Source organism: Chromatocurvus halotolerans (assembly GCF_004340525.1).
GTDB lineage: Bacteria > Pseudomonadota > Gammaproteobacteria > Pseudomonadales > Halieaceae > Chromatocurvus > Chromatocurvus halotolerans.
Genome location: NZ_SLWX01000001.1, coordinates 26898 through 52738 on the forward strand (window position 1 = coordinate 26898; position 25841 = coordinate 52738).

The window sequence follows — 25841 nt, forward strand, 5'->3', positions numbered from 1 at the left end:
GGCGCCACCTCGGTGTATCGGTCCCTACCCGGCGTCGTCTTGCGGGGTGAGCGGCGAATCGACATGGGGCAGGCTCTGAGCTCGCGCCCGGGCGTTCAGCGGCGCGAGATATTCCTCGTCGATGCCCTGAAGCGCCTGGCGAAGTGTCTTCCATTGCAGCCCGAGATCCTCCAGTCGCTGCCTGGCACCCATGGTCACCGGCGCGCCGCCATCCTCCACGACATCCAGCAGATGGCGGAGCTGACCATCAAGCTGCATGACCCAGGCATCCTCGTCCTCGAAGGTTTCATGGCGCAGCTCTGTAATCTGCGGTTCCCAGCGACCAATGGCCGCAACAGCAGCTTCGCCGATTTCCGCCATCGTTGAATCATCGTGCGTGGCAAGCAGTGTCTGCACCTGCCCGCGCGCCGTGCGCGCACCCTGCAGCGCGTCGATGACCTCTTGCAGCGTAGCGGCGATACGCTCCTGCACCGCAATCCAGTCCGCCAGTTCGGCGCTGCTCGCGCTGGAACGGGGATCGGCCAGAATTTCTACCGCTGTGCTTGCCGATGCCTCCCCGGCTGTCACGCGAACCGTATAGCGCCCCGGCGCTACTGGTGGGCCGCCGTAGCCCTCGAACAGGTTGTGGTCATCGATGCAGCGAACATCGTCCCGGTGCAGGTCCCAGTCCCAGCGCTGCAGACCCGCTGCCGTCACCGGATAGTCGATGGTAAGGGGTTTGCGCGGGTCCATATTTTCCAGGCGGCAGCGATCCTGCTCGGACTCGCTACTTTCATAGCGGCGCAGCACGTCACCGGCACCGTCGAGCACCTCGATGGTCAATGACGACGCTTCCGGCAGTTCCTCAGCGAGGTAATAATAGATGGGCAGACCCGGCTTAGGGTTCGCACCCTCGAACTTCACACTGCGGCTGCTTGGCCTGCCCATGGGCAGCGCCGGTGGCGTGTAGACGTGCACGGGCGCCGCGGCGTCGGCCGCGGCCGCCTGGCGCACCACGAACAGGTCGTCAAGAACCCAGAAGGCCCGACCCTGCGTGGCGACGGCCAGCGCATCCTCGCGCACGCGCAGGTCCGTGATCGGCACGGCCGGCAGGTTCAGGTCAAGGGGATGCCATTCGGCGCCATCATTCCAGGACACAAACAGACCCTTCTCGGTGCCCGCATAAAGCAGCCCCGGCACCATTGGGTCTTCGCGGACGACGCGCGCGAAGGCGCCATCCGGTATGTTGCTCTCGAGGCGCTGCCAGCTTTTGCCGTGATTTGTCGTCCTGTAGATGTAGGGCGCGAAATCATTCAGCTTGTAGCCGGTGACCGCCACATAGGCCGTACCCTCGGCGTGGGGCGACAGTTCAATGGCGTTGATCATGGCCTCGCCGGCATGCGGTGGCGAGATGTCCTGCCAGTTCCGGCCGCCGTCGCGGGTCAGGTGCAGCAGGCCATCGTCGGCCCCAACCCAGATTGTGCCTTGCGCGTTCGCCGACTCAACGATGGTGAAAATCGTGTGGTAGAACTCCGCGCCGACGTTCTCCGGCGTCAGCGGCCCGCCGTTGCGACCCAGGTGCTCGGGGTTGTTGCGGGTCAGGTCCGGGCTGACCCGCTCCCAGCTCATGCCCCGGTCAGTGCTCTTCAGCAGATACTGGGTGCCATAGTAGATCACCGAATGATCGTGCGGTGAGGTGATGACCGGCGCGTTCCAGTTTGTGCGGTACTTGAGATCTTTCGCATCCTTGCCGTAGACGCGCTCCGGGTAGGGCACGATGTAGCGCTTCTCCCGGTTGGTCTCGTTGAACTCCGTGAGCGTGCCGTTGATCGTGGTGGCATAGATCAGCGTGGGGTCCTGGGGGTCGAAGGCGATGTGCGCACTTTCACCGCCGCCGACAGCGTGATAGTCGTCGCGACCAATGGCGCCATCCCAGGACCAGGCGGCAATCGAGACCGTCGAGTTGTCCTGCTGCCCGCCGTATAGTCGCCAGGGTGTCTGCTCGTCGGTAACGAGTCGATAGAATTGCGCGGTCGGCTGGTTCTCGATGCTGGACCAGGTCTCGCCGCCGTCGAAGGTGACTGTGGCGCCGCCGTCGTTGCCGTTGATCATGTTGCGGCTGTCGTCGGGATTGATCCAGTGGTCGTGGTGATCGCTGTGGGGCGTGTCCACCTTGCTGAAGGTCCTGCCACCGTCAATGGACTTCATGAGCGGCACGTTGAGCACCCAGACCGTATCCGGGTCGCTGGGGTCAGCGGTGAGGTGGATATAGTACCAGGCGCGCGTGTGCAGGACGCGGTGCGGGTTGATGTGCTGCCAGGTCTCGCCATAGTCGTCGCTGCGCCAGAGCCCCCCCTCGCCCGGCTCCGCCTCGATGACGGCATAAATGCGCGAAGGCTGGCTGGCCGAGACGTCGAGGCCGACCTTGCCGATCAGACCAGGCAGTCCGCCCTCCAGCTGTGCCCAGCTGTCGCCACCATCGGTGGATTTGTAGATGCCGCCGCCCTCGCCGCCGGACTTGATGTACCAGGGCTTGCGGCCGTGGTGCCAGAGACCGGCGTAGAGGATGCGCGGATTGGTCGGGTCGAGGGACAGGTCCGTGGCACCGGTGTCGCCATTTACCTTGAGCACGTGCTCCCAGCTCTCGCCACCGTCGCGCGTGCGGAAGACACCGCGCTCTTCATTCGGAGCCCATATCTGGCCCTGGACGGCCACCCAGGCCGTGTCCGGATCCGTCGGGTGTACTTCTATCTTCGCGATCTGCCCGGCTTTTGGCAGCCCCATGAAGGTGAAGGTACGGCCGGCATCCGTGGATTTCCACAGTCCCTCGCCCTGCGCGGTGGTGACGCCGCGGATCGGTGCCTCGCCGCTGCCGACATAAATGACATTGGGATCCGAAGGTGCCACCGCGATGGCGCCGATGGTGCCTACGGGGATCTGTTCATCAGAGATGTTGTCCCAGGAAACGCCCGCGTTATCTGTTTTCCAGACGCCCCCACCGGCCGCGCCCATGTAGTAGCGCTGCGGGTTGCCTGGCACGCCGGTGACCGCGGTTACCCGGCCACCGCGCCAGGGTCCGATCAACCGATACTCGAGCCCGTCGAGCAGCGCCGGCTCAACCGCTCTTGCGGGCAGGGTCGGAAGCGCCACCAGAACAGGGAGGACAGACAGCAAACAGGCATGAAGAAAACGACAGCGCATGAAGGAACTCCGGCAGACAGGCGCCCCGAGGAGTCGGGAAAGCGAGAAAACTACCGCCTGCCGGGGCCGGACGCAAGCGCTGGCGCCATGATTGTCAGCCCAGGATGCTCAATGCAGGGGTCACCGAGCCGGCTAATTCTGCATCGGAATCCCCTCCTCCCAGCGGAACCCGACGCCACCGCCCTGCCAGACACCCTCGCCGAGGGGGCTTGGCCCCTGTATGTCGAGTTGCAGCGGCAGACCAAAGCCCGGTGCCAGCGCCTGAACGCCGCGGACGGTGCTGCGATGCATGATCCGCAGACCCTGCTCCCCGGGCGGCAGATGGGCCTCGGGAGATGCGCGGTGCGCGACGGCAAGGTTGTCGATGAAGATGCAGTCGTTCTCCGCATACTCATAGTAAATGGCGTAGCCCTGCTCGAGGCCTGCATTGAGCAGGGCATTGTAGTCGCGGCAGAGCTGTCCGAGCTCGGATGCATCCAGCAGCCGGAAGCCATCGCCATCGCCACATTTTTCAATCACGGCGCCCGTCATGCCGAGGTGCAGCCACACACACAGGCGCCCGGAGACGGGATGCCTGTGCACCAGCGGATGCACCACCCCCGAGGCCGAGTTCACCGAGGAAAGGCGTTGCCAGTAGTCCCGCTTCGCCGGCGGTAAGGCCTCATACGCGGCAGCCTGATGCGCAAAAAAGGTGCCACCGCCATTTTCTGCGGGACGAATGATGTGGTAGCCCGCATGGGAAAACGTGTGTGTATTAAAGCTGCCGTCGTTATGCCACTGTGGCCCGACACCCGGTATGCCGTGCCGGGGATCGTTCGACAGCCGGAAAATGTGTCCGTTGCCTCCGGGTGTCGCCGGATGCACTCCATGCGTGCTGTGCAGCGCCCTGCCACCCCACCAGCAACTTGCGCGAAGGAAATCACTGACCTCCAGCGCTTTGGTACTTCTGAAGGCGATAAACCCGCGATTGGCCATTTCCGCTTCCAGCGCACTGACAAGGTCGCTCGACGGCTCTTCCGCGACGGAAAGGTCGATACCCTGTACCGAGGCTCCGACAGGGTCCAGCGGGCGGATATGCCCCCCATGCTGTTCGATGGTGGCGATGTGTGACGGGTGAAGGGGCGGGAGTCTGGATGATCGGTTCTGCATCGGTGATCTCCTCTCGCTTGTGCAAAATCTGTGGTTCGCCGGTCATGCAGGCTCTCCCGGACCGGACGTTGCCATGACGGGCCGGGCTCACCGCTCGACCACACCTACCCTGGCCTCCCGGGGATGAACTGGCAACCGCCATGCCAGCAGGGTAGGGAAACGCCGGCGGATTGTACAAACCCGGCGCACTCCCCTGGCTGAGCTGTGAGAGAATGTCGCTATAGCCCCGCACAGGCACAGCTGCCGTATGTCACCCTGGAGAATCGCCATGCAAGGACCACATATCACCCGAATGGCCGCGAGCGCCCTGCTCACTGTGGCGCTGGCCGCCTGTACCACCTACGACCCCTACACCCGCGATGCACAGACCAGCAAGGCGACCACCGGCGCGGTTATCGGGGGTATTGCCGGCGCCGTTGTCGGTATTGCCGCCAGTGACGGCTCCAAGGAGCGCCGCAAGCGAGCCTTGATCGGTGCCGGCGTGGGTGCACTTGCTGGCGGCTCGGTCGGCTACTACATGGATCAGCAGGAAGCGAGGCTGCGCCGCCAGCTGGAGGGCACTGGCGTGAGTGTCACGCGCCACGGCGACAACATCACGTTGAACATGCCGAACAACATTACCTTTGCCAGCGATCAGTCCACTCTGAAGCCAGAATTCCCCCCAGTGCTAGATTCCGTGGGTATGGTGCTGCAGGAGTTCGAAAAGACCCTGATTGAAGTTGCCGGACATACGGACAGCACCGGGAACGAGAACTACAATCAGCGACTCTCGGAGCAGCGTGCCACTGCGGTCTCTCAATACCTGCGCGGTCAGGGCATCATGGAGCAGCGCATCATCAGCCGCGGCTACGGAGAGGGATACCCCGTCGCCAGCAACGGCACTGCGGAAGGCCGGGCACTGAACCGACGGGTCGAGCTGACGTTGGTGCCGCTGACGGAGAGCGGGGCTTGATTGCCCGCGATCACTGCCGGGAGTTGAAGTATGCTGACAGCGTTTGTCATTGAGGAAGGAAACCTCGCTCGTCTGGACGATCTCGGCGACGTAGCACGGGAAGCCCGGATCCTCTGGCTCGATCTGTGTGAATCATCAACCGAGGAAAGACGGCAGGCTGAGGGTCTTGGCCCACAGCGGCTGCCGCAGGCGGAGGAGTTTGAGGAAATCGAGGCCAGCTCACGATCCTATGTCGATACCCATGGTCTCCACCTTTCCTCCCTGTTCTTGCGACGCAGCGAAGGACGCCTTGAGACCGTCAATGCTGCCCTCGTGCTCAGTGCCGATCGCCTGGTGACGGTGCATGAGCGCGAGGTGCCGGCGATCAGATTGCTGCGGATGCGCGCTCGCCTCATGCACGGGATTGCGGATCCGCTGGATCTGGTCCACCAGTTGTTCGAAATCAAGCTGGATGACCTTGCAGATACGCTGGAAGAGACGCACCAGGCGCTTGACGCGATCGGCATGGAATCGCTGCACAAAACCGAAAGTGATGAGCTGGGTCAACTCGTTGCGCGGCTGACCCGCTTCGAACACTTTAACAGCAAGGTACGCCTCTGCCTGCTCGATTCGCAGCGTGATCTCGCCTTTCTCAGTCGTCATGGCAGACTCACCGATGAGCAGCAGAAGCAGCACGACATGCTGCAGCTGGACACGGAATCACTACTGCCACACTGTGATTTTCTGTTCGAGAAAGTCGGCTTCCTGCTGCAGGCCGCCCATGGAGCCATAAACATCCAGCAAAATCAGACCATCAAGTTCCTGTCGGTGGTCGCCGTGGTGTTCATGCCACCCACACTTATTGCCAGCGTCTATGGAATGAACTTCGAGGACATGCCCGAACTCAGCCAGCCGTTCGGCTACCCGCTGGTCCTGGCCTTCATGGTCGTCTCCGCCATCGCCCCTTACGCCTGGTTCCGGCGTCAGGGCTGGCTGTAGCCAGTCCCCAGGTAGCCAGTGTGTCGCGATACCCGGCACACCCACAGAGCCGCAATGGCATACCCCAGAACCAGCAACCAGAGTCCCAGCCAGCTCCCGCGGATCTCCGCCAGTCCCGCGCCCATCTGGTACACGCGGACAAACACATCAATGCTGCCGGTCGATGGCAGCAACCTGCCAAGCCAGACCAGCCAGCCCGGCATCGCTTCCGCTGGCCAGGCAAACCCGGCCAGAAACAGCGCGGGGACGCTGACCAGCATCATCACCTGCAGCGCGGTTTCACGACTGGCAAACAGGCAGCCCAGCAACAGCCCGAGCAGGGTCACTGCGATGAAACCCGGCAGCACCGCGACCAGAGCGAGGCCTGCGGAGCCAAGATGCGGGAAACCGAAGAGCTCATACACGATGAGCAGATAAAATCCGAACAGCAGGCACTGCAGCGCCAGATAAACGCACACCTGTGCCGCCATGACCAGCGGAGCAAAATACACGACCCCCTGCTCTCGCCGCCCCACCTGCACCATGCAGATACCGATCAGGAAGGTCTGCTGCAGGATCAGAATGAGCACCGCCGGCACCACGTAATTGGCATACCCTCCGTCGGGGTTGTAGAGCTCCTGCAGGTCGACCGTGACCGGCATGGCCAGTGCCGCTGATGCCTGCGGCGAACGTTGATCGCGCGCCAGGAGACGTTGCTCGACGATATCGCGACTGAAAGCCAGACTTGCGCTGGCCGCGGCGTTTGCCACCTGCGAGTAGAGGACAATGTAGGCTGCGTTGGCGAACACGCCGATATGTGCCGGTTCACCGCGCAGCACACGTCGACCGAAATCATGGGGGATTTCGATGTAACCGGCCAGCGCCTTGCGCCGGACTGCATCCTGTACCTGCAAAATATCCGGGCTGTTTCGCGTGACCTCAACCTGTTCCGTCGCGTTGATCCAGCGCACGAGCTCCCGTGAGATGGCACTGCCATCGTGATCGACCACCGCCACGGGCAGACCCGTGGCAACCTGAGCCTGGTAGGGCAAGGGATAGAACAGCGCATAAAAAATACTGCCACCGATCATTACCAGCACCACCGCGCGATCAGTGAATATCGCCCGCAACTCGCCCCGCGCTGCCTGCAGGAAGCGGCTCACACCTGCCCCCAACTCGCTGGATCCGTGAACCAGCGTCGCCAGCGGCGCAGCGTCAACAGCGGCAGCAGCGCGCACAGGAATAAGGCGCCGAGAGAAGCCCACGCCGCTGCGCTTGGCGCCGCCATGAGTACCTGTGCTGCCTGTAGGTGAAGAAAGTGCCCCAGCGGCAGTGCCTGCGCCCAGAGCGCTGCGAAACCGTCCATGGCCGATGTCGGAAAGGTCATGCCGGAATACGCAAACGCCGGGCTGACCAGAACGCTGGCAACGCTGGTCGCCAGGCGCAGATTGCCGAAAAGGCCGAGCAGAAAAGCCCCGAGCCCGAAACTGGCGAGGACCAGACCGAGCCAGCCCAGCAGCCAGACACCCTGGCTGCCCTGGAACTCAATACCGAGCAGTCGCAGCATCGCCGCCAACACCAGCAGGCCGAATGCGAAGAACCAGATCATGTAGGGCAACAGCTTGCCCAGTAGCGCTGCCGCAAAGCCACCGCCCGCAGCAGCAAACCAGGCGCCGGCAGAGCCATTGCGGAGCTCCCGACCGGTAACGTCAATCGCCAGAACCACCATCAACACGTGAAGGACCGCAACCGCCAGTGGCAGGGCAAGAAAGCGACCGAACTCCAGCCCCGGATTGAACAGCGCATGGCTCTCGACCAGCACCCCTGGCGACACGCCCCGGGCAACGCCGAGTCCGATTGCCACCGTGGTGACCGCGGTGCGCACCTCACGCAGCACCAGATTACCCGCAGTGAGCGTCTGCCGGTTGTAATACAGCTGCAGCTGGGGCTGCTCGCCGCGTATCGCGGCGCGCATGAACTCCCGCGGCACGACGATGACTGCATAGACACTGCCCTCGCGAATCCGGGTCGCCGCAGCGGCCAGATCGGGCAGATCAACAACAAGACTCATGCCGGGGGTGCTGTCGAGGGCCCGCAGCAGGCGGCGTGACGCGGCACTCTGATCGAAGTCAACAGCGGCGACGGGCAGCCGGTCGGGCACCTGCTCGCGGAAGATCAACAGCAGCAGACCAGGCAGGATCACCGGCAGCAACAGGGTGAACCACCACAGTCGGGGCGTTGCCGCGAAGCGCGCCCATTCGCGCGCCAGCAGGCGACTCACCCCTCGGCCTTGAGATTGCGCTCGTCCACCAGCACGCTCATCCCGGGACGCAGGTCCGGTACCTCCTCCACGGGCCGCGCGCGCACTTCAAAGGTGCGCAGGTCAAAGCCTCCCAGGTCGCGTGAAGAACGCCAGGTCGCGAAGTCAGCCATGGGAGCAATGTAATGCACCTCGAACTCGACGCTACGCATTCCCAGCGCCGGCAGTTGACCGCTGAAGCGGCGACCGGGACGAATTCCGGGCATCAGGTCTTCCCGGAGACTCAGCGTTACCCAGGGCCGGTCGGTGCGGGTAATGATCAGCAGGGGAAAACCGGGACCTACCACCTCCCCCGGCTCGACCACCCGGGTTGTAATTTCTCCGGCGACGGGCGCGAACTGCTGCGCCTCGGCCAGAGCACTCTGCACTTCATTCAGGCCGCTCCGGGCCTGCTGCAGCTGGGCCTCGGCGGCGCGCAGTTCCTGGGGACGCACGGCCGACCGGGCGATTTCATAGGCCTCGCGCGCGGCATCTGCCTGCGATTGCGCCGACTTCGCCTGAGCCACCGCCTCGTCCCGCCGCTGGGTCGGCACCACGCCATCGGCGTGCAGGCTTTCGATACGGATGCGCGTTTCCACCGCCAGGTCGGCCTGACTTACCGCCGCCTGCCACTGCGCACGCGCGGCGCGAATCTGCTCATCACGGGCGCCGATGCGCGCCATGTCGACCCTTGCCCCGGCCGCATCGACCTGAGCCTCTACCTGCCCCGCGCGCGCTTCGGCTTCGGGCATGAGCAGCCGCGCGAGAAGATCACCCTCGCTCACCCGATCGCCCTCATCAACCTCGATGGAGGCCACCCGGCCGCCGATCTTCGCTGACACCCGGACACTGTCGGCTTCGATCTGGCCCTGCAGAAACGTGGGGCCGGGACGCGTCAGCCAGAGGAGAAGCCCGCCCAGACAGGCGAGGACAATCAAGAACACCAGCACCCAACCGATGATTCGAAGCCAGCGTCGGGACGTTCGGGATTCAGTCATCAGCCAGTTGCTCGATCAGGTCTACCAGTTGTTCTCCGCGCCCGGCCGCCGTATACAGCGCAGCGGCGGCTACCCAGGCGTCGCGGCGCGCCGCCAGCTCACCCAGCGCCACCCGCGAGCGCGCCAGTTCGGCCTCGATCACATCCATGGATGTCGCAAACCCCTCCTCGAACGCGCGCTGCTGGGCGCGCAGGCTTTCATCCGTCAGTTCGGCGGTTGCCGACAGCGTCCGGTGGCGGGCCAGTGCCCCGTTCAGCCGATCAATCTGTTGGTCTACCAGAAGCGCCACGTCGCGGCGGCCGGCCTGCAGTCGCCGGTCGACCTCACTCACCCGCGCTTCCGCCCTCGTGGTTCGTGCCCGGCGCTGGCCGCCATCGAACAGGGTCCAGCTGGCCTGTACGCCGACCACCCACTCGGGATCCACCAGCGTCAGGTCTTCGGTATAGAGCTCCCGCGAACCAAACAGCGACACTACCGGGAGGGATTCACCGCGCGCGGCGCGGACGCCCGCCCGAGCCTGCTCCAGGCGCTGCGCTGCCTCGCGCAGCGCCGGATTGGCATCCTCCGCCGCCGCCTTCCAGACATCGCGCTCTACCGATGGCGGTGGGGCCGGGATGGGCGTCGCCGTGGTTACCGGCCGATCGCTGGCCAGCAGCGCCGCCAGTGCCGCCCGGGACAGCGCCAGCTGTTCCTGCGCCACGAGGAGTTCATTTTCCGCCTCGGCCAGAGCGACACTGGCCCGCAGGCGCTCGACCCTTGCAATCTGCCCCTCGGCCTCAAGACGGCGTGCATTGAACTCGTGGCGACGCAGACTCTCCGCGCTGCGTTTGCGCACCTCCAGTGACTCACTGGCCAGCGCCTGTCCGAAGAACCGATCCACCAGCGATACCTCAAGCTCCGCGCTCTGGCGGTCCACCGCCGCCTCGCTCGCCGCCAGACCATGGCGCGCCGCGTCCCTGCCCGCCTCGATGCGTCCACCCAGGTACACAGGCTGCAGGGCCCGAAGCGACAGATTGACAAAATTGCGATCCTGTATCCGGTATTCGCGCGGCAGTATGCCCCCCGGCACATCGACGCCCAGCTGCTGAAACCCGACGGAAATGGCGTCGACCACTCCACCCACATCTGCCTCGAGCGGCGCGTTCAAGTGGCTGTAGCGACTCTTGAGCTCAATCGTCGGCAAGCCCCGGGCATCGGCCTCGGCGCGCTCTGCACGGCTCTGATCCACCGCCGCACGAGAGGCCTGCAGCGTCTCGTTGACGCTGACGAGGCGCTGCAGCGCAGCACGAAAATCCAGCGACCGGGTGCCGGGCTCGCTTCCCTGGGCGACCCCGGCACAAACCAGCGCCAACCCGACGAACGCACTTCGCAACACGGCGTCAGACGACCGGCCGAAAGGCCCGGCGGCCGACTCTGCTTGACAGACCCGAAGCGCTCGCAATCTGGCACAGAGCACGGCTCAGGAATCCTGGTGACATGATTAACTCCTGCGGGATCCGGAACATCGGCGAAGACATCACAATAACGGCCTTGGCACGGCAAGGCTACAACAGTGCGAACCACTTGCCTATCACCCTATTGCGCCCACGAGCCAGACCAGAAAGACAGTGCAGACAACGCGCTTCCGCGAGCTCGGGCGCTTGCAGTATGATGCCCCGCCAAACGCGCTCCCGGCAGCAAAACCTGACAGCGACTCTGCCGGGCCTGGGTAAACCCCGATCACCAGGCCGACCTTCACCAGCCACCAGGATTCACCATGTCATCCGCGGATACCCTGCGCCTTCTGCTTCTTTCCTCGCTCTGGGGGTTCTCCTTCATCTTCATGCGTGTCGCTGTCCCGGAGTTCGGCCCGGTAAGCCTGATTCTCCTGCGCATGTCGGTCGGCGCGCTATTGCTGATGCCGCTGCTGGCGAACCGCACCCATTGTCGCCTGATGCGTGAAAACCTGGGACCGCTGGTCATTCTGGGGATCACCACCACCGCGCTTCCCTACACCCTTCTGGCGCTGGCGACGGTTCGTCTGGATGCTGGCTTCACGTCCCTGATCAATGCTGCCACGCCCATTGCCACCGCGTTGATCGGTGCAGCTTTTTTCGCCACACCGATTCTGCGCCAGCAGGTAATCGGGCTGACCCTGGCACTGGCCGGTGTGGCAGTTCTGTCGGCGGGACGGCTGGATTTCAGCGCAGGCGGTGACGGCTGGTTCATTGTTGCGGCGCTGGCGGCCACTGTTAGTTACGGCATTGGCGGAAATTACTCGCGAACACGCCTATCCCATCTGCCAAGCCCGGTGCTCGCGGCCGGTGCCTGTGCGGTGGCCGCCGTGGTGCTGGTGGTGCCCGGCGTACTGCTCTGGCCGCAAACACCAATCAGCCATCTTGCCTGGGCTTCCGCTCTGGGTCTGGCGGCACTGAGTACCGCCGCGGCACTGCTGCTGTACTTCCGGCTGATCGCCAGCGCCGGGGCCACTGCGACATCCACCGTGACCATGCTGGTCCCTGTCAGCGCGCTTGCCTGGGGTGTGCTGCTACTGGAGGAGACCATTACCCTGCAGGTCATGACCGGTATGGTGGTCACCCTGGTCGGCACGGCGATCGCCACTGGTGTTTTGCAGCTTAGACGCCGACGCACCCTCACCAAGTGAAAGCTGGCCAGTGACTGTCAGGCGTCAGCGATATTTCAGCTGCGCCGTGTCCTACCAGTGACCCGTTCCGGGTGCCCCCTTGAACGGACCCGCGACACGATCGGTAATCCAGCCCCCGTAAAACGACCCCGGCTGTGGGCGCACGCGCTCGCCGTCGACAAAGCAATCAACTCTAGCGGGGTAGAACGACACGTGTTCATGCAATGCGGCAAAGCGTTCACTCGGATCCGCATACTGCCAGGCCACCGGTCCGGCGCCCGGCTGGCTTGCCAGCGCAAAGTAACTTGCACGGCCCTTCCACTCGCAGAAACTGCTGTGCTCCGTGGCGACCAGCAGTCGCCAGTCGACATCAGCCGCCGGAATGTAGTACGTCGGGGGACTTGCTGTTTCCAGCACGCGTAACGCCGAGCGGCTGCTGGCGATAGGGATATAGTTGACGCTCGCGTCCACCAGCTCATCGCTGGTGACCAGGGCCGGTGGACGCGGATAATCCCAGACGGATTCCTGTCCTGGTCCCGGGGTGTCGGCGAAGTCGGGGCGTTCCTGTCCGGTATGTTTCCACATGTCGTAACATTAGCGCCAAAGTCGGCGCGGGCCAAGCCTGCAGAAAAAAGCGTCGCAGGCCCGCCTCCCGGTCACCGGTCGCTCATGGGCGTTCCCGGCGTTATTCTGTCACGTCGACGCACCGGGCATCCCTCCGGACTTGCCGTTTTCGAGAACTGAAGGAAACCGCCCATGCAAACGCCGCTGATTGATGCTCTGCGCCGGCCTGACCGCTACCCGCACGGGGTCGACCGTGTTGAGCTGGTGGAAACCCATATTTCCTGGGTGCTGCTTGCCGGCGACCGGGTTTACAAGCTGAAGAAGCCGCTCGATCTGGGTTTCCTCGATTTCTCCACCCTCGAAAAGCGCCGGTTTTTCTGCGAGGAGGAAGTTCGCCTTAACCGGCGCACCGCACCTGACCTGTATCTGGACGTGGTCGCGATTCGCGGCACGGCAGACAATCCGGCTTTCGAGGGACCCGGCGATATCATCGAGTATGCCGTGAAAATGCGTCGCTTCGACGCCGATGCAGGCTTTGATCGTCTGCTTTTTCAGCAGCGGCTGCAGCGTGAGCACATTATCGGCCTCGGCAACAGACTGGCCGACCTGCATCGCATTGCCGACATCGCAGAACCGGACAGTGACTTCGGCACCGTCCGCGCCACTGTCGAGCCCATCCGCGACAATTTCAGCGACCTGGCTGACACACTCAAGGACGCGCCGGTGGCTGCCGGGCTGGCCGCGCTACAGGCGTGGACGGAGGCTGAAGTCGCGAGACTCACATCCTTCATGATGGAGCGACACCGCAGCGGATTCATTCGCGAGTGTCACGGGGATGCGCACCTTGGCAATGTCGCGTTGATCAACGGGGAGGTGACGCTGTTTGACTGCGTGGAATTCAGCAGCGAATTGCGCTGGATCGATCCCATGTCAGACGTCGCCTTCACCGTGATGGACCTGCACCGGCGAGGTGAAGCCGGTTTCGCCTGGCTGCTGCTCGATCAATACCTGGCCGCAACCGGCGACTACCGGGGCCTGCTGCTGCTGCCGCTGTACATGGTTCACCGCGCACTGGTGCGCGCCAAGGTCACCGCACTGCGCCTGGAGGACCCCGACGCGGATCCTGATGCCCTGCTCGATGACGTGGGCCATTATCTCGAGCTCGCCAGCAACATCAGCCGGCAGAAGCGACCCGCGATCATTATCACCATGGGCCTGTCCGGAAGCGGTAAATCGTGGCTCGCCGGGCAGCTCGTGGAGCGTGTCGGCCTGGTGCGACTGCGCTCGGATGTAGAACGGAAACGCCTGCACGGGGTGAGCCAGAACGACCGCAGTGACTCCGCTATCGACAGCGATCTGTACGCGAGTGAGGCCACCGCGCGCACCTACCGTTACCTCGCCGACCTGGCGCTATCCCTGATTGATGCGGGAATGCCGTGTCTGATTGATGCGGCCTGTCTCAGGCGCTGGCAACGCGGGGTCTTCAGAGAGCTGGCCACAGAGGCCGGTGTTCCCTTCGGGATTCTGCACTGCCATGCCGACAGCGCGGAACTGGAGCAACGACTCCTGGCCCGCGAGGCCGAGGGAAAGGATCCGTCGGAGGCCGGGCTCGCCGTCCTTGAGCATCAGCAGCAGACTGCCGAGCCACTCAGTGCACAGGAGCTGTCTGAGGCATTGCTGATCAGCACCGGCAACGATACCGGCGGCGACAGCGTGACGCGCGCCGCCGGGTGGATCCGGCAATTAACGCTCGATGGTGTAAGTCACATCGCCGCCACTTGAGATCGTGGAAGATTCTGTGGACACCTTCCAGTGCTCACTCAGGGTGTATTCGAGTCTGACCGTGGATACCGAATCGAACAGACCGATACCGTAGCTGACAAACAGGTCCGGCGACAGGTATTTGCCAATCACGAACGCCGCCTGGTTCACGTCGCTCGCAGCGCCCGCCTCGCCAGAGCCGGTCTCAATGCCAACGCTGTCCACGCCGAGTGCGCCGCCGAAGCGATCGGCGAGGAAATTTCCGCCCCTCAGCCCCAGTGCCAGGGCGGCCTGGGTGATCATGTCGCTCTCGCCCTCCGAGGCCCCTGCGAGCGGACGCCCGAGGACCAGCCAGGACAGCTGCTCTGACTGGGTCATGCCAGGTTCAGAGAACACACTGAAATCGGGATTCTGCAGCGGACCGCGCGCACTCACGCCCACGACAATCCCCTCTGCGGGGCGACGCAGTGCACGGACATTGATGCCGGGCTCGGCAATCGGTCCGCCGGCAAACAGGATCTTGCCGGTATCGATCACCAGACCCTGACCGTACGCGCGATATTCGCCATCCAGAATGTTCACTTCGCCGCTACCCAGCGTCGGCTGGCCCGGCGCCTGGGTCACCGTGACGCCGCCGGCAAGGCGAGCCTTCAGGCCGAAGCCGTCGATGGAGACCGCGTCACCCAGAACGATGCGAATACGCGCTTCGAGCTCCCTCGGAGCGGCTGCGGCGGCGCCCTCCTCGCGGTCATCTGTCACAACCACCTCATCGCTCGAGGCAGTGACGACGGACGCGGGCAACTCCTTCGGCGTGATTTCCGCACGTGGCACGACGACATCGCCATTAATAACGATGCCGCTCTCGCGCACGGAGACCCGAAGGTCAGGCGACACGAAAACGCGGGCATCCACGGTGTTCACGACTTCGAAGCGCTCTCCACTGATATCGATATCAGCCCGGGTCCGGGCCCCGTCCAGCTGCGCGGAACCGCCCAGCTGCAGCGTTCCCTCGCCGGAGGTGGCGCGGCCATCGAAGTCGAGTTCCGAACCTCCACTGCTGCTTACCCGAACGCCGATATCACTGATGTTCAGGCCCGGGCCAGCCAGCTCAAGCTGTCCATCCGCCAGCCGTAATTCACCGGCGGGCGAAGGTGTTGCCAGCGTGCCGCCAAGGTCAAAGTCTCCGCTGAGAGCACCCGCTGCCTGCTCAATTTCCGAAGACAGCACGCGAAGAAAGCCGATGTCATTCAGCGCCAGTGACAGTTTTCCGATCAGCGGCCTCTCTGCCAGGGGATCACTGCCCTCACCCACCTGTGCACTGGCATCGATACCGCCGCCGCCCGTGAACGGCAGGGAGACCTCAGCCAGCAAACCGCTATCAGCATAGTTCATGCTCACGGTTGCGGGCTCAAGACCCAGCAGCAGTTCTCCGGGCTGCTCTGCCGCTTCCCCGGTGCGCAACTCCACGCCGTTTGCCGTAAGCGTCATCCCGATTTCCGGGCTTGCGCCCGCGCCCTGACCGAAGCTTGCCTGCGCATCGAGCACGCCGGCCAGGGAGAAGGCGTCAGGAATCATGCTGCTCAGGTAGTCAAGGGTGAAAGTCTCCAGACTCAACGCCGCGTCGATATCTCCCGCAACGCGCTGTCCCTGCAGACACAGAATCGCATCACCGCTGCGCCAGCAACCCCGCTCCAGGGACTGACTCTCCGCGCTCAGGCGGATGGGCTGCGGGCTATCGAGGTTCCATGCTGCGAGTTCAGGATACTGCAGCTCTCCCGCCCTCAGCTCACCGACCCAGGCTTCATCCCGCAGGTCGCCGGCGAGAGTAAGCTGCGCAGCCCCGGCAGAGCTGTCGAGCGACAGTTCCAGTTGATGATCCGCACGGTTTCCCGTGCCGCTGACGCTTGCCCGGCGGATGTCGACGTCACCCAGACGGGCCTCGTCTAGCGTCAACTGCAGCTGCGAAGGCGCCTCGCGCTGCAGGTCGATATCCAGCTCGAGCGACAGGCGCGACAGCTGATAAGCCGCATAGGTGATGGAATCGCCCTGCAGGCTGCCGCTCACGACCGGAAGCGGGAGGCTACCGGCCAGACGTCCCGCGCCAGAGAGTGAGCCAGAGGCACCGGGCAGGAGATCGCCAAGATCGGGGCTGTCGATATCCCAGTCCAGATCCATACTATCGCCCACATGGCCCGCTGCATTGACCCGGGTATCCCCGGATCGGGCGGTGAGCGTATCGAGGCGTAGCCGGGCATCCCGGAACTCACCCTTTACCTGAACATCCAGAGGCTGCTCGCGAAAGGTGCCACTGAGCGCCAGCGTGTCAATCTGCGCCTGTGCCGCACCATCCGTGACGCCGCCGGCAGCGCGCAGGGAAATCTGTAGGTTTCCGGGGAAATCCGGCGCCAGCACCGCAGGGTTGAGACCCTCGCCGTCGAGGGTGAGGGCGCCACGAATCTCGGGGCTCCAGCGGACATTGCCGCGGCCTGAGAGCGATCCATCCAGCAGCGCCAGCTGCAGGCTGGCAAGCTCGAAGGCTTCGTCATCGCCGCTTCCCGACAGCGTCAGCTGACCGTCCGTCTGACCGGGCACGGACAGCGCTGTGTTCAGATCCACGCGATAATTTTCCAAGCTGCCATCGACAGTGAAGCGGCCCCTGCCGCTGCTGATCTGCGGCTCACCGATCAGCGGCCAGGCCAGATCGCGCCAGTCACCGGCAAGCTCGAACGTGGGGGTGGCCCCCGCAAGGTTTGCCTGACCCGCGATTTCCAGCCTCGCGGCACCGGGCTCCCGGGTGAGCAGAAACTGATCGATCGCCACCACCTGGTCGCTGAGGCCGCCACGGGCGGCCAGCGCCAGGTCACCGAACTCCTGTGAGTCCACCGTCAGATCTGCCTGATAATCCAGATCGGCAACGCTGCCGTCAGCGCGCAGTGTGCCCGCGAGGGTCATCAGCGGGAGTGTGTCACCGATATCCTGCAAGCGGATGTCGTTGAGATCCACCCGGGCATCAAGGCGCCTGTCATCCCCCAGCAGGTCGCTGATGTGGATCTGTTGTGTCGAGTTGTAGGGCCCATCCAGCGTCTGCTGTATACGCATTGCCGACAGATCGCCATCAACAGACAGGCTGCCACCCAGCGGCGCGAGCCCGGGCAGCGACGCATGCCAGTCCACAGCAGCGGTTGACGCATAATCACCCCGGGTGCGCACGCTGGCGACAGCGTCGACGCGAAACAGGGGGCCCTGCGCCGACAGCTGGTCGATGGCAAGGTCGTTGCCGCGGAAACTGGCGGCCAGCGTCGCCTCATCCACCCGCACTGGCTCGGCCTCAGGCGCGGAGCGGTATTCGAACGATCGCAGCACAATATTGCGCAACTCGACGGCGACCGGCAGGGAAATCTGCTCCGGTAGCGAAAAGGGTTCACTGTCGTCGGCTTGTGCAGGCGGCGCCGGCTTCAGCTGCGTGTAGGCGATGTCTTCAACATGCAGTTTTCCCAGACGCACTTCCCGGCGCAGCAGTGCAGAGGGCGACCAGTCAAGCTGCAGTGAACCGATCGTGATGAGCATCGTGTCGGTCTCAAAGCGCAGCCCGCCAAGGGACAGCGGTCCCCCAAGGCTGCCGCTCACCGACTCGGCCGCAAGTCCATCAACCGCCCCCGAGCCCCCCCCCCAGAGCATCCGCGAACCGCTCTGTGTTCCGAGCAGCCACACCAGCAGAAGCGTGATCGCAAGAAGCAGGACGGCAAGGCCGATGCCGATGGCGGCGAACAGACGTTTCGTCATTGCAGGTCGGGCCCGAAGCTGATGTGAAAGGCGAACGACGAATCGGGATCATCAAAGGGATGCGCAAAATCCAGCCGGAACATGCCCACCGGCGACTTGTAGCGCAGACCAATGCCGGCAGCGGACTTCCAGTTGATATCCGCACTGTTGGAGGCATTACCTGCATCAACGAAAAGCGCCAGTCCGATGTTGCCATAAACCAGATAGTCCACCTCGACACTCGCGGTTCCGAGATAGCGCCCTCCAATGAGATTGCGCTGGTCATCTCTCGGGCTCAGCTCCTCGAACCCGTAGCCCCGCACGTTCTGTGCGCCGCCGTTGAAGAAACGCTGCGAGGCTGGCAGACGGTTGAATTCGTCTGTCATCGTCGCCCCGTACTCTCCCCGCACAAGCAACCTGCCATTGGGTCCCAGCGGTCGTATGTATCGCCCGCTGACTTTCGCCTGCAGAAACGATGTGTCAGACAGTACCTCTTCCATGGCGCCACTGACGGAAAACTTGGTGCTGTATCCTTGTCGGGTGAACAGCAGATCGTCGGCGACAATGCGCGAATATTCCAGCCCCGGAGTCAGCAGCGTCGCGTCCTCGTTAGGGTTGTTGCCAAAGGCCCAGACTTCATGCCTGAGAGCGAGCGATAGCCGTCGCCGACCTCCCCAGCGGTTCTGGTTCAGGCTGCTGCCGACGGCATAACTGGTGGCATCGACATCGTTGAGACTGCGCTGCGCGGCATCCGCCGTGAAATCGAGGTACTCCGCGCCGACGTCACCGATAGGAATCTTGTATTGGGAAGCCAGGGTTGACTGAATCGCCGACAGTCGGAAATCCGTCCGGAACTGGTGACCGTGCTGATTGATGCGTCGCCAGAGGACACCCGCCCCGCCGCGCGGACCGGTGTCGGTGCCGTAGCCAACGCTGGTTTCGTAGCGCTGTGATTTTGAGGCCGTTGTCGCCACCCGGACAGGCACGCGGTTATCCTGTGCCTGATCGCGCTGAATGGTGACCTCGACCTGACTGAAGTAGGGACTGTCCGTGAGCGCGAGCTGGAGATTCGTCAACCGGCGTGGCTCAAACGGCTCCCCGGCACGGATCGACACGAACTTGTCGATGAACGCCGACGACAGGATATCCTGCTCTACCGTGATTTCCCCAAAGTAGAAGCGCGGACCGGTATCCAGCACCAGCGCCAGATCCGCGACCTGCTGATCGGGATAGACCCTGATGGAACTTCGACGGAAGCCGCTGTCGAGGTAGCCAAGGGCGTAGGCGTCGTTGCGCAGCGAGTTTTTCAGGGTTTCATAGGCCGGGTGATTCAGTCTTGCACCCGACGCCAGAGAGGTCTTGGCGACCCTCGCACGGAGCGTGGGCTGGCTCTGGCCTTCACCTTCAATGGCGATGACAACCTCGCGCAGGCGCGTTTCCGCACCCGGATCGATGCTGTAGCTTGCCCGCCAACCCTTCCCGTCTTCCACCAGGGACCCACTGATCTCCGGCGAGTAGAACCCATAGGGCTTGAGCGCTGCCTCGATTTCCTCGCCAGCTGCCTTGTGCAGGCGACGAATGGCCTTTTCCGTGAGCGCAGCCGGGCCGCCGGAACGGCGGTCGCTTGCCGCGAGTATCCCAAGGTGAGCCTCGACGTTGCTGCGAAGCTCACCGCTGACGCCGGAGACCCTGACAGTCAATGGCACATCGGCGGCCGTGACAGGGCAGACAATGCCTGCCAGAAGAAGCAGCACGGCGAGAGCCAGACGCGGCATGACGGGAAATTCAACAGACGTTTTTCCACGCGGGGATATCCCGCGCGGTAGCGCACAGCGACAATTCACACTCGCCGCACCATGTCATCCGATGTTGCCGGAGACAGATAACGCATATCTTGTCACCTTTGGGAGTTTGGTGTGGTTTGACACCAGACTACGGAGAAAGTGGCACTTCGACGCACCGTTTCCTCTGATCTGACGGCATCCTGATATCCGGTAGTCTAACTGTCTCGCTGAACGAACGCACCCGCCACCGTGGCCGGCGCCATTTGATGATTGAATTCCATGGGCCCGAGCCCTAGTCTCACGGATCCTCCATCCGATGCCGCCGGGGCCCGCGTTGCTGACATGAACTCCCACCTCCTCACTGTGATGGTCGGCGCCTTCGGGCTGGCGTGTCTGCTGACTGCAGAGACCGCAGAAGCCAACGACCCGAGCGACATTATGGCAAGTGTGGGCGAGCTAACATTTCGCGAGTGCCATATCAGCAACGCGGAGCGCAGCCGCGCCGTGCAGTGCGCCCGGATGGCCGTTCCGGAGGATTACGCCAACCCCGATGGCACGCGCCTGTCGCTTCGCGTCGTGCGCCTCGCCGCTCGCAACAGCACCGGTGCCGGCACACCGCTGCTGGCAATCGCAGGGGGGCCTGGCCAGGCGGCGAGCGAGGCCTTTCTCCACCTCGACCACCTGTTCCCGGATGTCGCCAGGGACCGGGACTTCTACCTGGTCGACCAGCGCGGGACCGGTGGCTCGAACCCTCAGCACTGCGACCTGGATGATGAGGCGCTACTGCAGGTCGAGTCCGACATGGGCCAGATTCGCCGTGCCACCCGGGAATGCCTGGCACAGTTTGACGGCGATCCCACGCTGTATACCACCAGTATTGCCATCCGCGATCTCGAGCGCGTGCGCGAAGCGCTCGGTGTTCCGCGGTGGCACCTGTTCGGCGTGTCCTATGGCACTCGCGTGGCCCAGCATTATCTTCGCCGGCATCCCCGGGTCATTCGTACCGCGGTACTGGATTCCGTGGTGCCTGCAACCGAGGCCCTGGGGCCTGATATCGCGCTGCGAAGCCAGCAGGCACTGGATGCCTTCCTTGATCGCTGCGAAACGGACACTGCCTGCAGCGATGCCTTTCCGAATCTTGCACAGGGTCTGGAATCGCTGCTGGCGGACCTTGAGGATGCACCCCGGCACCTGCGTTACGAGAACCCTCGCACGGGCGGGCTCGACGACATGCACTTTTCCCGTGCGCACCTGGTAGGTGTCCTCAGGCTGTCACTCTACCAGTCCGAGCAGCTGTCGATACTGCCACCTATGCTGTATCAAGCGTATGCGCTGGACAATTTCACGGCACTGGCACGAACGGCGGACGCCATTGTGAAACAAATGACAGGCACCCTCGCGGTTGGCATGCACAACTCGGTGGTCTGCACCGAAGACGCTCCTTTCTTCGCACTCGACGGGCCAAAGCTTGAGGCACTCAGCAAAACCTACATGGGCGACCTCGTGGTCCGCGCGCTGGAGGTTACCTGCGAGGAGTGGCCGGCCGGAGTCACGGACGCGGGTTTTCGTACCCCGGTAACCGCAGACGTACCCGTGCTGTTGCTCAGCGGCGAAGCCGACCCCATTACGCCGCCGGCCTACGCGGAGGCCGTCCTCGCCCACCTGCCGCGTGGCCGACACCTCGTGGCACCCGGCCAGGGGCATTTTGTCAGCCCCCGGGGCTGCCTGCCCCGCCTCGTCGCGCAATTCATCAGCAGTGATGGCAGTGCAGAACCCGCGGTGGACTGCCTTGATCGTCTGCAGCCTGCCCCGCTGTTCATCAACGCCAACGGACCCACACCCTGATGCCCCGCCATGATTGAAGCGACCCAACTCTCCAAGGCTTTCCGCAAACAGGGCACGCGCCGGGAATGGATCAGCGCCATCACGGATGTCAGTTTCCATGCCCGTGACGGTGAGATCACCGGCCTGCTCGGTCCCAACGGCGCCGGCAAATCCACCACACTGCGTATTCTTGCCAGCCTGCTGCAGCCCGACAGCGGGAGCGCCGTCGTCGACGGCTACGATGTTGCGGCTGACCCGGTGTCCGTCAGGCGGCAGATCGGTTATCTGCCGCACAATGCCGGCGTCTATCCACGTCTGACCTCCCGGGAAAACCTGGTCTACTACGCCGAACTCTGCGGCATGACCCGGCGCGACAGCGAAACGCGTGCCGAGGAACTGATCGAGCTAATGGGCATGCAGGCCTTTGGCGACCGGCGCACGGAGGGATTTTCCCAGGGTCAGCGTACCCGCGTTGCGCTGGCGCGGGCGCTCATCCACAACCCGCGCACCCTGATACTTGATGAGCCGACCAACGGCCTTGACGTCATGGCCACTCGCGGCCTGCGCGCGCTCCTGCGGCAATTGCGCGAGCGCGGTCACTGTGTGCTGATCTCCAGCCACATCATGCAGGAGATCGAGCGCCTGAGTGATCGCGTTGCCGTTATCAGCGACGGCCGCATCGTGGCCTCGGGGAGTATCCCCGACATTCTCGATGCCACCGCCTGCAATGATCTCGAGGATGCCTATGTCGTTGCCATTGGCGAGACTCCGGATGCCCGGGCATGAGCGCGGTCTGGACCCTCATCCGGAAGGAAGTCCGCGACAATCTGCGTGACCGGCGCTCGCTGTTCTTTGCGCTGCTCTATGGTCCCTTCCTCCTGCCCCTGATGATGGTCGGGCCGATGCTTTACAACATTGATCGACACACGATCGATTTCGAAGCACCGACACAGATTGCCGTTGAAGGCGGAGACCATGCACCGAATCTGCTGCAGTTCCTGCATCGGCACAACCTGGACGCCGTCGAGGCCCCGGCAGACTACCGCGAGCAACTGGTGAGCGGAGAACTGCCCGTGGTACTGTCGATTGCCCCGACGTATGCCGACAACTTTGCCAATGGCGAACCGGCATCTCTGGTGATCTATCACGCCAGCAGCGAAGACGAGTCCGGCAATCGGCGCCGCCAGCTACGCGCGGTGCTGGAGCAGTACGCCAGCCAGATCAGGAGCCTGCGTTTCGGTAGCCGGGGCATCGACAGTCGTATCTTCGACCCGCTAGCAATCAGCGAACGCGACCAGTCCGACAAACCACGCGGCCTGCTGTTCATTGCCTACCTGGTGCCGTTTCTGCTGATGTTCTCCATGCTCATGGGGGGTTACTATCTGGCGGTGGACATCACTGCCGGCGAGCGTGAGCGCCAGTCGCTGGAGCCACTGCTCAGTCTGCCGCTCTCGCGCTACCAGATTGTGCTGGGCAAGTACTGCGCCATCCTGGGCTTTGTGGGACTGGCGATGCTGCTGCCACTGGTTTCCACCTTTGTCCTGCTCAGCCTGCTGCCGGTCGACCTGCTGGACCGGAATCTCGACTTTGGCCTGCAAACCTTTGGCATCGCCCTGGTCTCCAACATTCCCACCGCGATGCTGATCAGTGCCTTCATGATGGCGATCGCCGCATTTACCCGCAACACCAAGGAGGCTCAGACGCACCTCAGTTTTGCCATGCTGCTGCCCGTCGTTCCGTTCTTTGCGCTGCAGTTCCTGTCCGTGCCTCTCGGCACTTTCAGTATGCTCGTCCCACTGCTAAGCCAGTTCCAGATCATGGAATTGACGGTCTTCGGCAAGGGCGTGCCCCTGCACTACATCGCCGCATCAGCCGCGGGGTCCATCGCGTTTGCGGCCATGCTCCTCGGCCTGGCGGTTCACCTCTATCAACGGGAGCGAATACTGGCGTGACCGGCTGCCACGCGTGTCGGTAGCCTGCACCTGGCCCCTTTGCATGCGCCGCAAAATCTTCTACCTTATTGGCATCACAGCGACCGGCGGAGACGCACATGACCACCGACACCAGCAAGCGCGCGACATTCCACCACATGAAAGATGGCACCGCCGGAGACTGGTCGATTATCGCCGGTGAATTCGCGCAGTTTGCCAGCACCCTGCCCGACCGGATCATGGATCACCTCCGGCTACTTGAGGGTGACTGCGGTGGCTTTCCCGTTGACCGTCTGACGCACTGCCTGCAAACCGCCACCCTGGCCCACAAGGATGGACGCGATGAGGAGTACGTCGTCTGTGCACTGCTGCACGACATCGGCGATACGCTGGGCACCTACAATCATGCCGACGTTGCTGCAGTACTGCTTGAGCCCTTCGTTTCCGACGAGAATCACTGGATGGTGAAGCATCACGCGATCTTTCAGGGTTACTACTTTTTTCACCACCTGGGCATGGACCGCGACATGCACAGACAGTTCGAGGGGCATCCCCATTACGCACGCACCCGCGAGTTTATCGAGCGCTATGACGCACCGGCGTTTGACCCCGACGCAGAGACCTACTCCCTTGCCTTCTTTGAACCGGCACTGAGGCGGGTTCTCGCAACGCCACGCAAATCGCTGTACCGCTCGGTCACCGAAGAGCCAGCGGCCTAGCGCGGCAGTGCTGGGCCATTAGCGCAATGTTCACCGGTCGGGCGGCCGTTCCCGGAGCGCACCCGTCGGCGGAAGCCGCACCGGGCATTGGCAGTGTCCTCCGACACTGGCGCGCACAGATGGATATTGAGCTCGCGGCTACCCGGGCGAGGACCGTGGTCGCGCGCTGCCAGCACAGTGGCCCCCTGCGCGTGCAGCGAGCCTTCTACCCGGAAAGCGATGGCACGGCGCATGTTTATCTTCTGCACCCGCCCGGCGGTATGGTGTTAGGGGACGCCCTGACGATCAACGTCGATGCAGCACCCAGCGCCCGAGGGCTTATCACGACGCCGTCAGCAGGCAAGTTCTACAGCGTGGGCAGAAGTCGTCAGTCCCAGCTTCAGACCGTGTCACTGCGGATCGCCCCTGATGCCGTACTGGAATGGCTGCCCCAGGAGTCGCTGGTCTTTACCGGTGCCAACGCCGCCATCACGACCCGGGTTGAGGTGGCAGAGAACGCGCGTTTCTGTCTCTGGGATATCGTCGCCCTCGGTCGGGCGGTGGGCGATCAACCCTTTCTTGCCGGGCGCTGCGAGCAGCGGCTGGAAATCACCCGCAACGGCCGACCCTGGTTCGTGGAGCGCAACCGGCTGCACGCCGGCGCACGCCTGCTGCAGGCGCCCTGGGGCATGGCTGGCGCTGACACCCTTGGCACACTGATCGCCAACGTCAGTCTGCCGCGGGATGCGCGCGAAGCGCTGCTCGCCGAGGTGCAGGCCTGCCACGGCCTGCCCCACCGCTTCAGCCTGACCCAGAAGGATGACCTCCTGATTGGCCGCTACCTGGGGCCATCCGCCAACCGGGCACGCCTGGGGCTGGCGGCGATGTGGGCAGGACTGCGCCCCACCCTGCTCGACAAGTCAGCCGTGCAGCCGCGCATATGGGAGACCTGAACCACCTGCGCGCGCAGGGCTGGCACAGTTACTGCAAGGCCGCGGGAACGGCCGCAAAACGGATAATGAACACCGACAACGGATACCGGTATGGAACTGACACCGCGAGACAAGGACAAGCTGCTGCTGTTTACCGCGGCTTTGTTGGCAGAGCGGCGCAGGGCGCGCGGCCTGAAGCTGAATTATCCGGAGGCACAGGCGCTGATCAGTGCAGCTATCATGGAAGGGGCACGGGACGGCCAGTCCGTCGCGGAGCTGATGAGTGCAGGACGCACCATTCTGGGGCGGGACGATGTCATGGAGGGCGTGCCGGAAATGATCCGCGAAGTGCAGGTAGAAGCCACGTTTCCCGATGGCACCAAGCTGGTGACCGTGCACGATCCGATTGTCTGACGCCCATGGGGGG

Annotated in this window: 19 protein-coding genes; 10 read left to right on the forward strand and 9 right to left on the reverse strand. The window is 63.7% G+C overall.

Annotated elements, in window-relative coordinates; translation table 11 throughout:
• Nucleotides 1–24 precede the first annotated feature (24 nt).
• Both EV688_RS00125 and EV688_RS00130 read right to left on the reverse strand, forming a co-directional pair.
• The gene (locus tag EV688_RS00125) at nt 25–3180 is read right to left on the reverse strand and encodes a hypothetical protein (RefSeq protein ID WP_205686556.1); all 3156 of its coding nucleotides are present in this window, start codon (nt 3178–3180) and stop codon (nt 25–27) included.
• Between the two features lie 132 nt (nt 3181–3312).
• A complete protein-coding gene (locus EV688_RS00130) occupies nt 3313–4329 on the reverse strand; it encodes a TauD/TfdA dioxygenase family protein (protein ID WP_117316185.1) in 1017 nt (338 codons plus the stop codon).
• A 268-nt stretch (nt 4330–4597) separates the two neighbouring features.
• Here EV688_RS00130 and EV688_RS00135 point away from each other — a divergent pair, with 268 nt between their 5' ends.
• Nucleotides 4598–5281, forward strand: a complete 684-nt coding sequence (locus tag EV688_RS00135; protein WP_117316187.1) for a YiaD family glycine zipper/OmpA-like lipoprotein — start codon at nt 4598–4600, stop codon at nt 5279–5281.
• A gap of 30 nt (nt 5282–5311) precedes the next feature.
• A complete protein-coding gene (gene corA, locus EV688_RS00140) occupies nt 5312–6259 on the forward strand; it encodes a magnesium/cobalt transporter CorA (protein WP_117316189.1) in 948 nt (315 codons plus the stop codon).
• Here corA and EV688_RS00145 read toward each other — a convergent pair.
• The 4 genes from EV688_RS00145 to EV688_RS00160 are packed head-to-tail and all read right to left on the reverse strand — an operon-like array spanning nt 6244 to nt 10910.
• A complete protein-coding gene (locus EV688_RS00145; protein ID WP_117316191.1) occupies nt 6244–7401 on the reverse strand; it encodes an ABC transporter permease in 1158 nt (385 codons plus the stop codon). The genes corA and EV688_RS00145 overlap by 16 nt on opposite strands.
• Nucleotides 7398–8519, reverse strand: coding sequence for an ABC transporter permease (locus EV688_RS00150; protein WP_117316193.1), 1122 nt, complete (start codon nt 8517–8519; stop codon nt 7398–7400). Before EV688_RS00150 ends, EV688_RS00145 begins: the two co-directional genes overlap by 4 nt.
• The gene (locus EV688_RS00155; RefSeq protein ID WP_117316195.1) at nt 8516–9535 is read right to left on the reverse strand and encodes an HlyD family secretion protein; all 1020 of its coding nucleotides are present in this window, start codon (nt 9533–9535) and stop codon (nt 8516–8518) included. The genes EV688_RS00150 and EV688_RS00155 overlap by 4 nt, the downstream gene beginning before the upstream one ends.
• Nucleotides 9528–10910: a TolC family protein gene (locus tag EV688_RS00160; RefSeq protein WP_162883841.1), complete on the reverse strand. Its 1383-nt coding sequence runs from the start codon at nt 10908–10910 to the stop codon at nt 9528–9530. The genes EV688_RS00155 and EV688_RS00160 overlap by 8 nt, the downstream gene beginning before the upstream one ends.
• Nucleotides 10911–11291: 381 nt before the next feature.
• Here EV688_RS00160 and EV688_RS00165 point away from each other — a divergent pair, with 381 nt between their 5' ends.
• Nucleotides 11292–12179 (forward strand): DMT family transporter, encoded by an 888-nt coding sequence (locus EV688_RS00165; RefSeq protein WP_117316199.1) that lies wholly within the window; start codon nt 11292–11294, stop codon nt 12177–12179.
• A 51-nt stretch (nt 12180–12230) separates the two neighbouring features.
• On the opposite strand, the gene EV688_RS00170 is transcribed toward EV688_RS00165, so the two are convergent.
• The gene (locus EV688_RS00170) at nt 12231–12743 is read right to left on the reverse strand and encodes a DUF427 domain-containing protein (RefSeq protein WP_117316201.1); all 513 of its coding nucleotides are present in this window, start codon (nt 12741–12743) and stop codon (nt 12231–12233) included.
• Between the two features lie 171 nt (nt 12744–12914).
• Here EV688_RS00170 and EV688_RS00175 point away from each other — a divergent pair, with 171 nt between their 5' ends.
• A complete protein-coding gene (locus EV688_RS00175) occupies nt 12915–14504 on the forward strand; it encodes a bifunctional aminoglycoside phosphotransferase/ATP-binding protein (RefSeq protein WP_117316203.1) in 1590 nt (529 codons plus the stop codon).
• Here the strand turns inward: EV688_RS00175 and EV688_RS00180 are convergent.
• Together EV688_RS00180 and EV688_RS00185 are read right to left on the reverse strand one after the other, a co-directional pair.
• On the reverse strand, nt 14466–18266 hold the full coding sequence (locus tag EV688_RS00180) for a translocation/assembly module TamB domain-containing protein (RefSeq protein ID WP_117316205.1): 3801 nt from the start codon (nt 18264–18266) through the stop codon (nt 14466–14468). The two genes, EV688_RS00175 and EV688_RS00180, sit on opposite strands and share 39 nt — an antisense overlap.
• Nucleotides 18263–20020, reverse strand: a complete 1758-nt coding sequence (locus EV688_RS00185; protein ID WP_117316207.1) for an autotransporter assembly complex protein TamA — start codon at nt 20018–20020, stop codon at nt 18263–18265. The genes EV688_RS00180 and EV688_RS00185 overlap by 4 nt, the downstream gene beginning before the upstream one ends.
• Before the next feature lie 351 nt (nt 20021–20371).
• Between EV688_RS00185 and EV688_RS00190 the strand changes: the two genes are divergently transcribed.
• The 6 genes from EV688_RS00190 (at nt 20372) to EV688_RS00215 (ending at nt 25828) form a co-directional block, all read left to right on the forward strand.
• Nucleotides 20372–21874 (forward strand): alpha/beta hydrolase, encoded by a 1503-nt coding sequence (locus tag EV688_RS00190; RefSeq protein ID WP_162883842.1) that lies wholly within the window; start codon nt 20372–20374, stop codon nt 21872–21874.
• A gap of 9 nt (nt 21875–21883) precedes the next feature.
• Nucleotides 21884–22639 (forward strand): heme ABC exporter ATP-binding protein CcmA, encoded by a 756-nt coding sequence (gene ccmA, locus EV688_RS00195; protein WP_117316211.1) that lies wholly within the window; start codon nt 21884–21886, stop codon nt 22637–22639.
• Nucleotides 22636–23805, forward strand: a complete 1170-nt coding sequence (locus EV688_RS00200; protein WP_117316213.1) for an ABC transporter permease — start codon at nt 22636–22638, stop codon at nt 23803–23805. The genes ccmA and EV688_RS00200 overlap by 4 nt, the downstream gene beginning before the upstream one ends.
• Nucleotides 23806–23903: 98 nt before the next feature.
• The gene (locus tag EV688_RS00205; RefSeq protein WP_117316215.1) at nt 23904–24503 is read left to right on the forward strand and encodes an HD domain-containing protein; all 600 of its coding nucleotides are present in this window, start codon (nt 23904–23906) and stop codon (nt 24501–24503) included.
• 26 nt (nt 24504–24529) lie between these two features.
• Nucleotides 24530–25435 carry an urease accessory protein UreD gene (locus tag EV688_RS00210; protein WP_117316217.1) on the forward strand — a complete coding sequence of 302 codons (906 nt, stop codon included), beginning with the start codon at nt 24530–24532 and terminating at the stop codon, nt 25433–25435.
• 90 nt (nt 25436–25525) lie between these two features.
• Entirely contained in the window at nt 25526–25828 is a 303-nt protein-coding gene (locus EV688_RS00215; RefSeq protein ID WP_117316219.1) for an urease subunit gamma, read from the forward strand.
• Nucleotides 25829–25841: the final 13 nt, after the last annotated feature.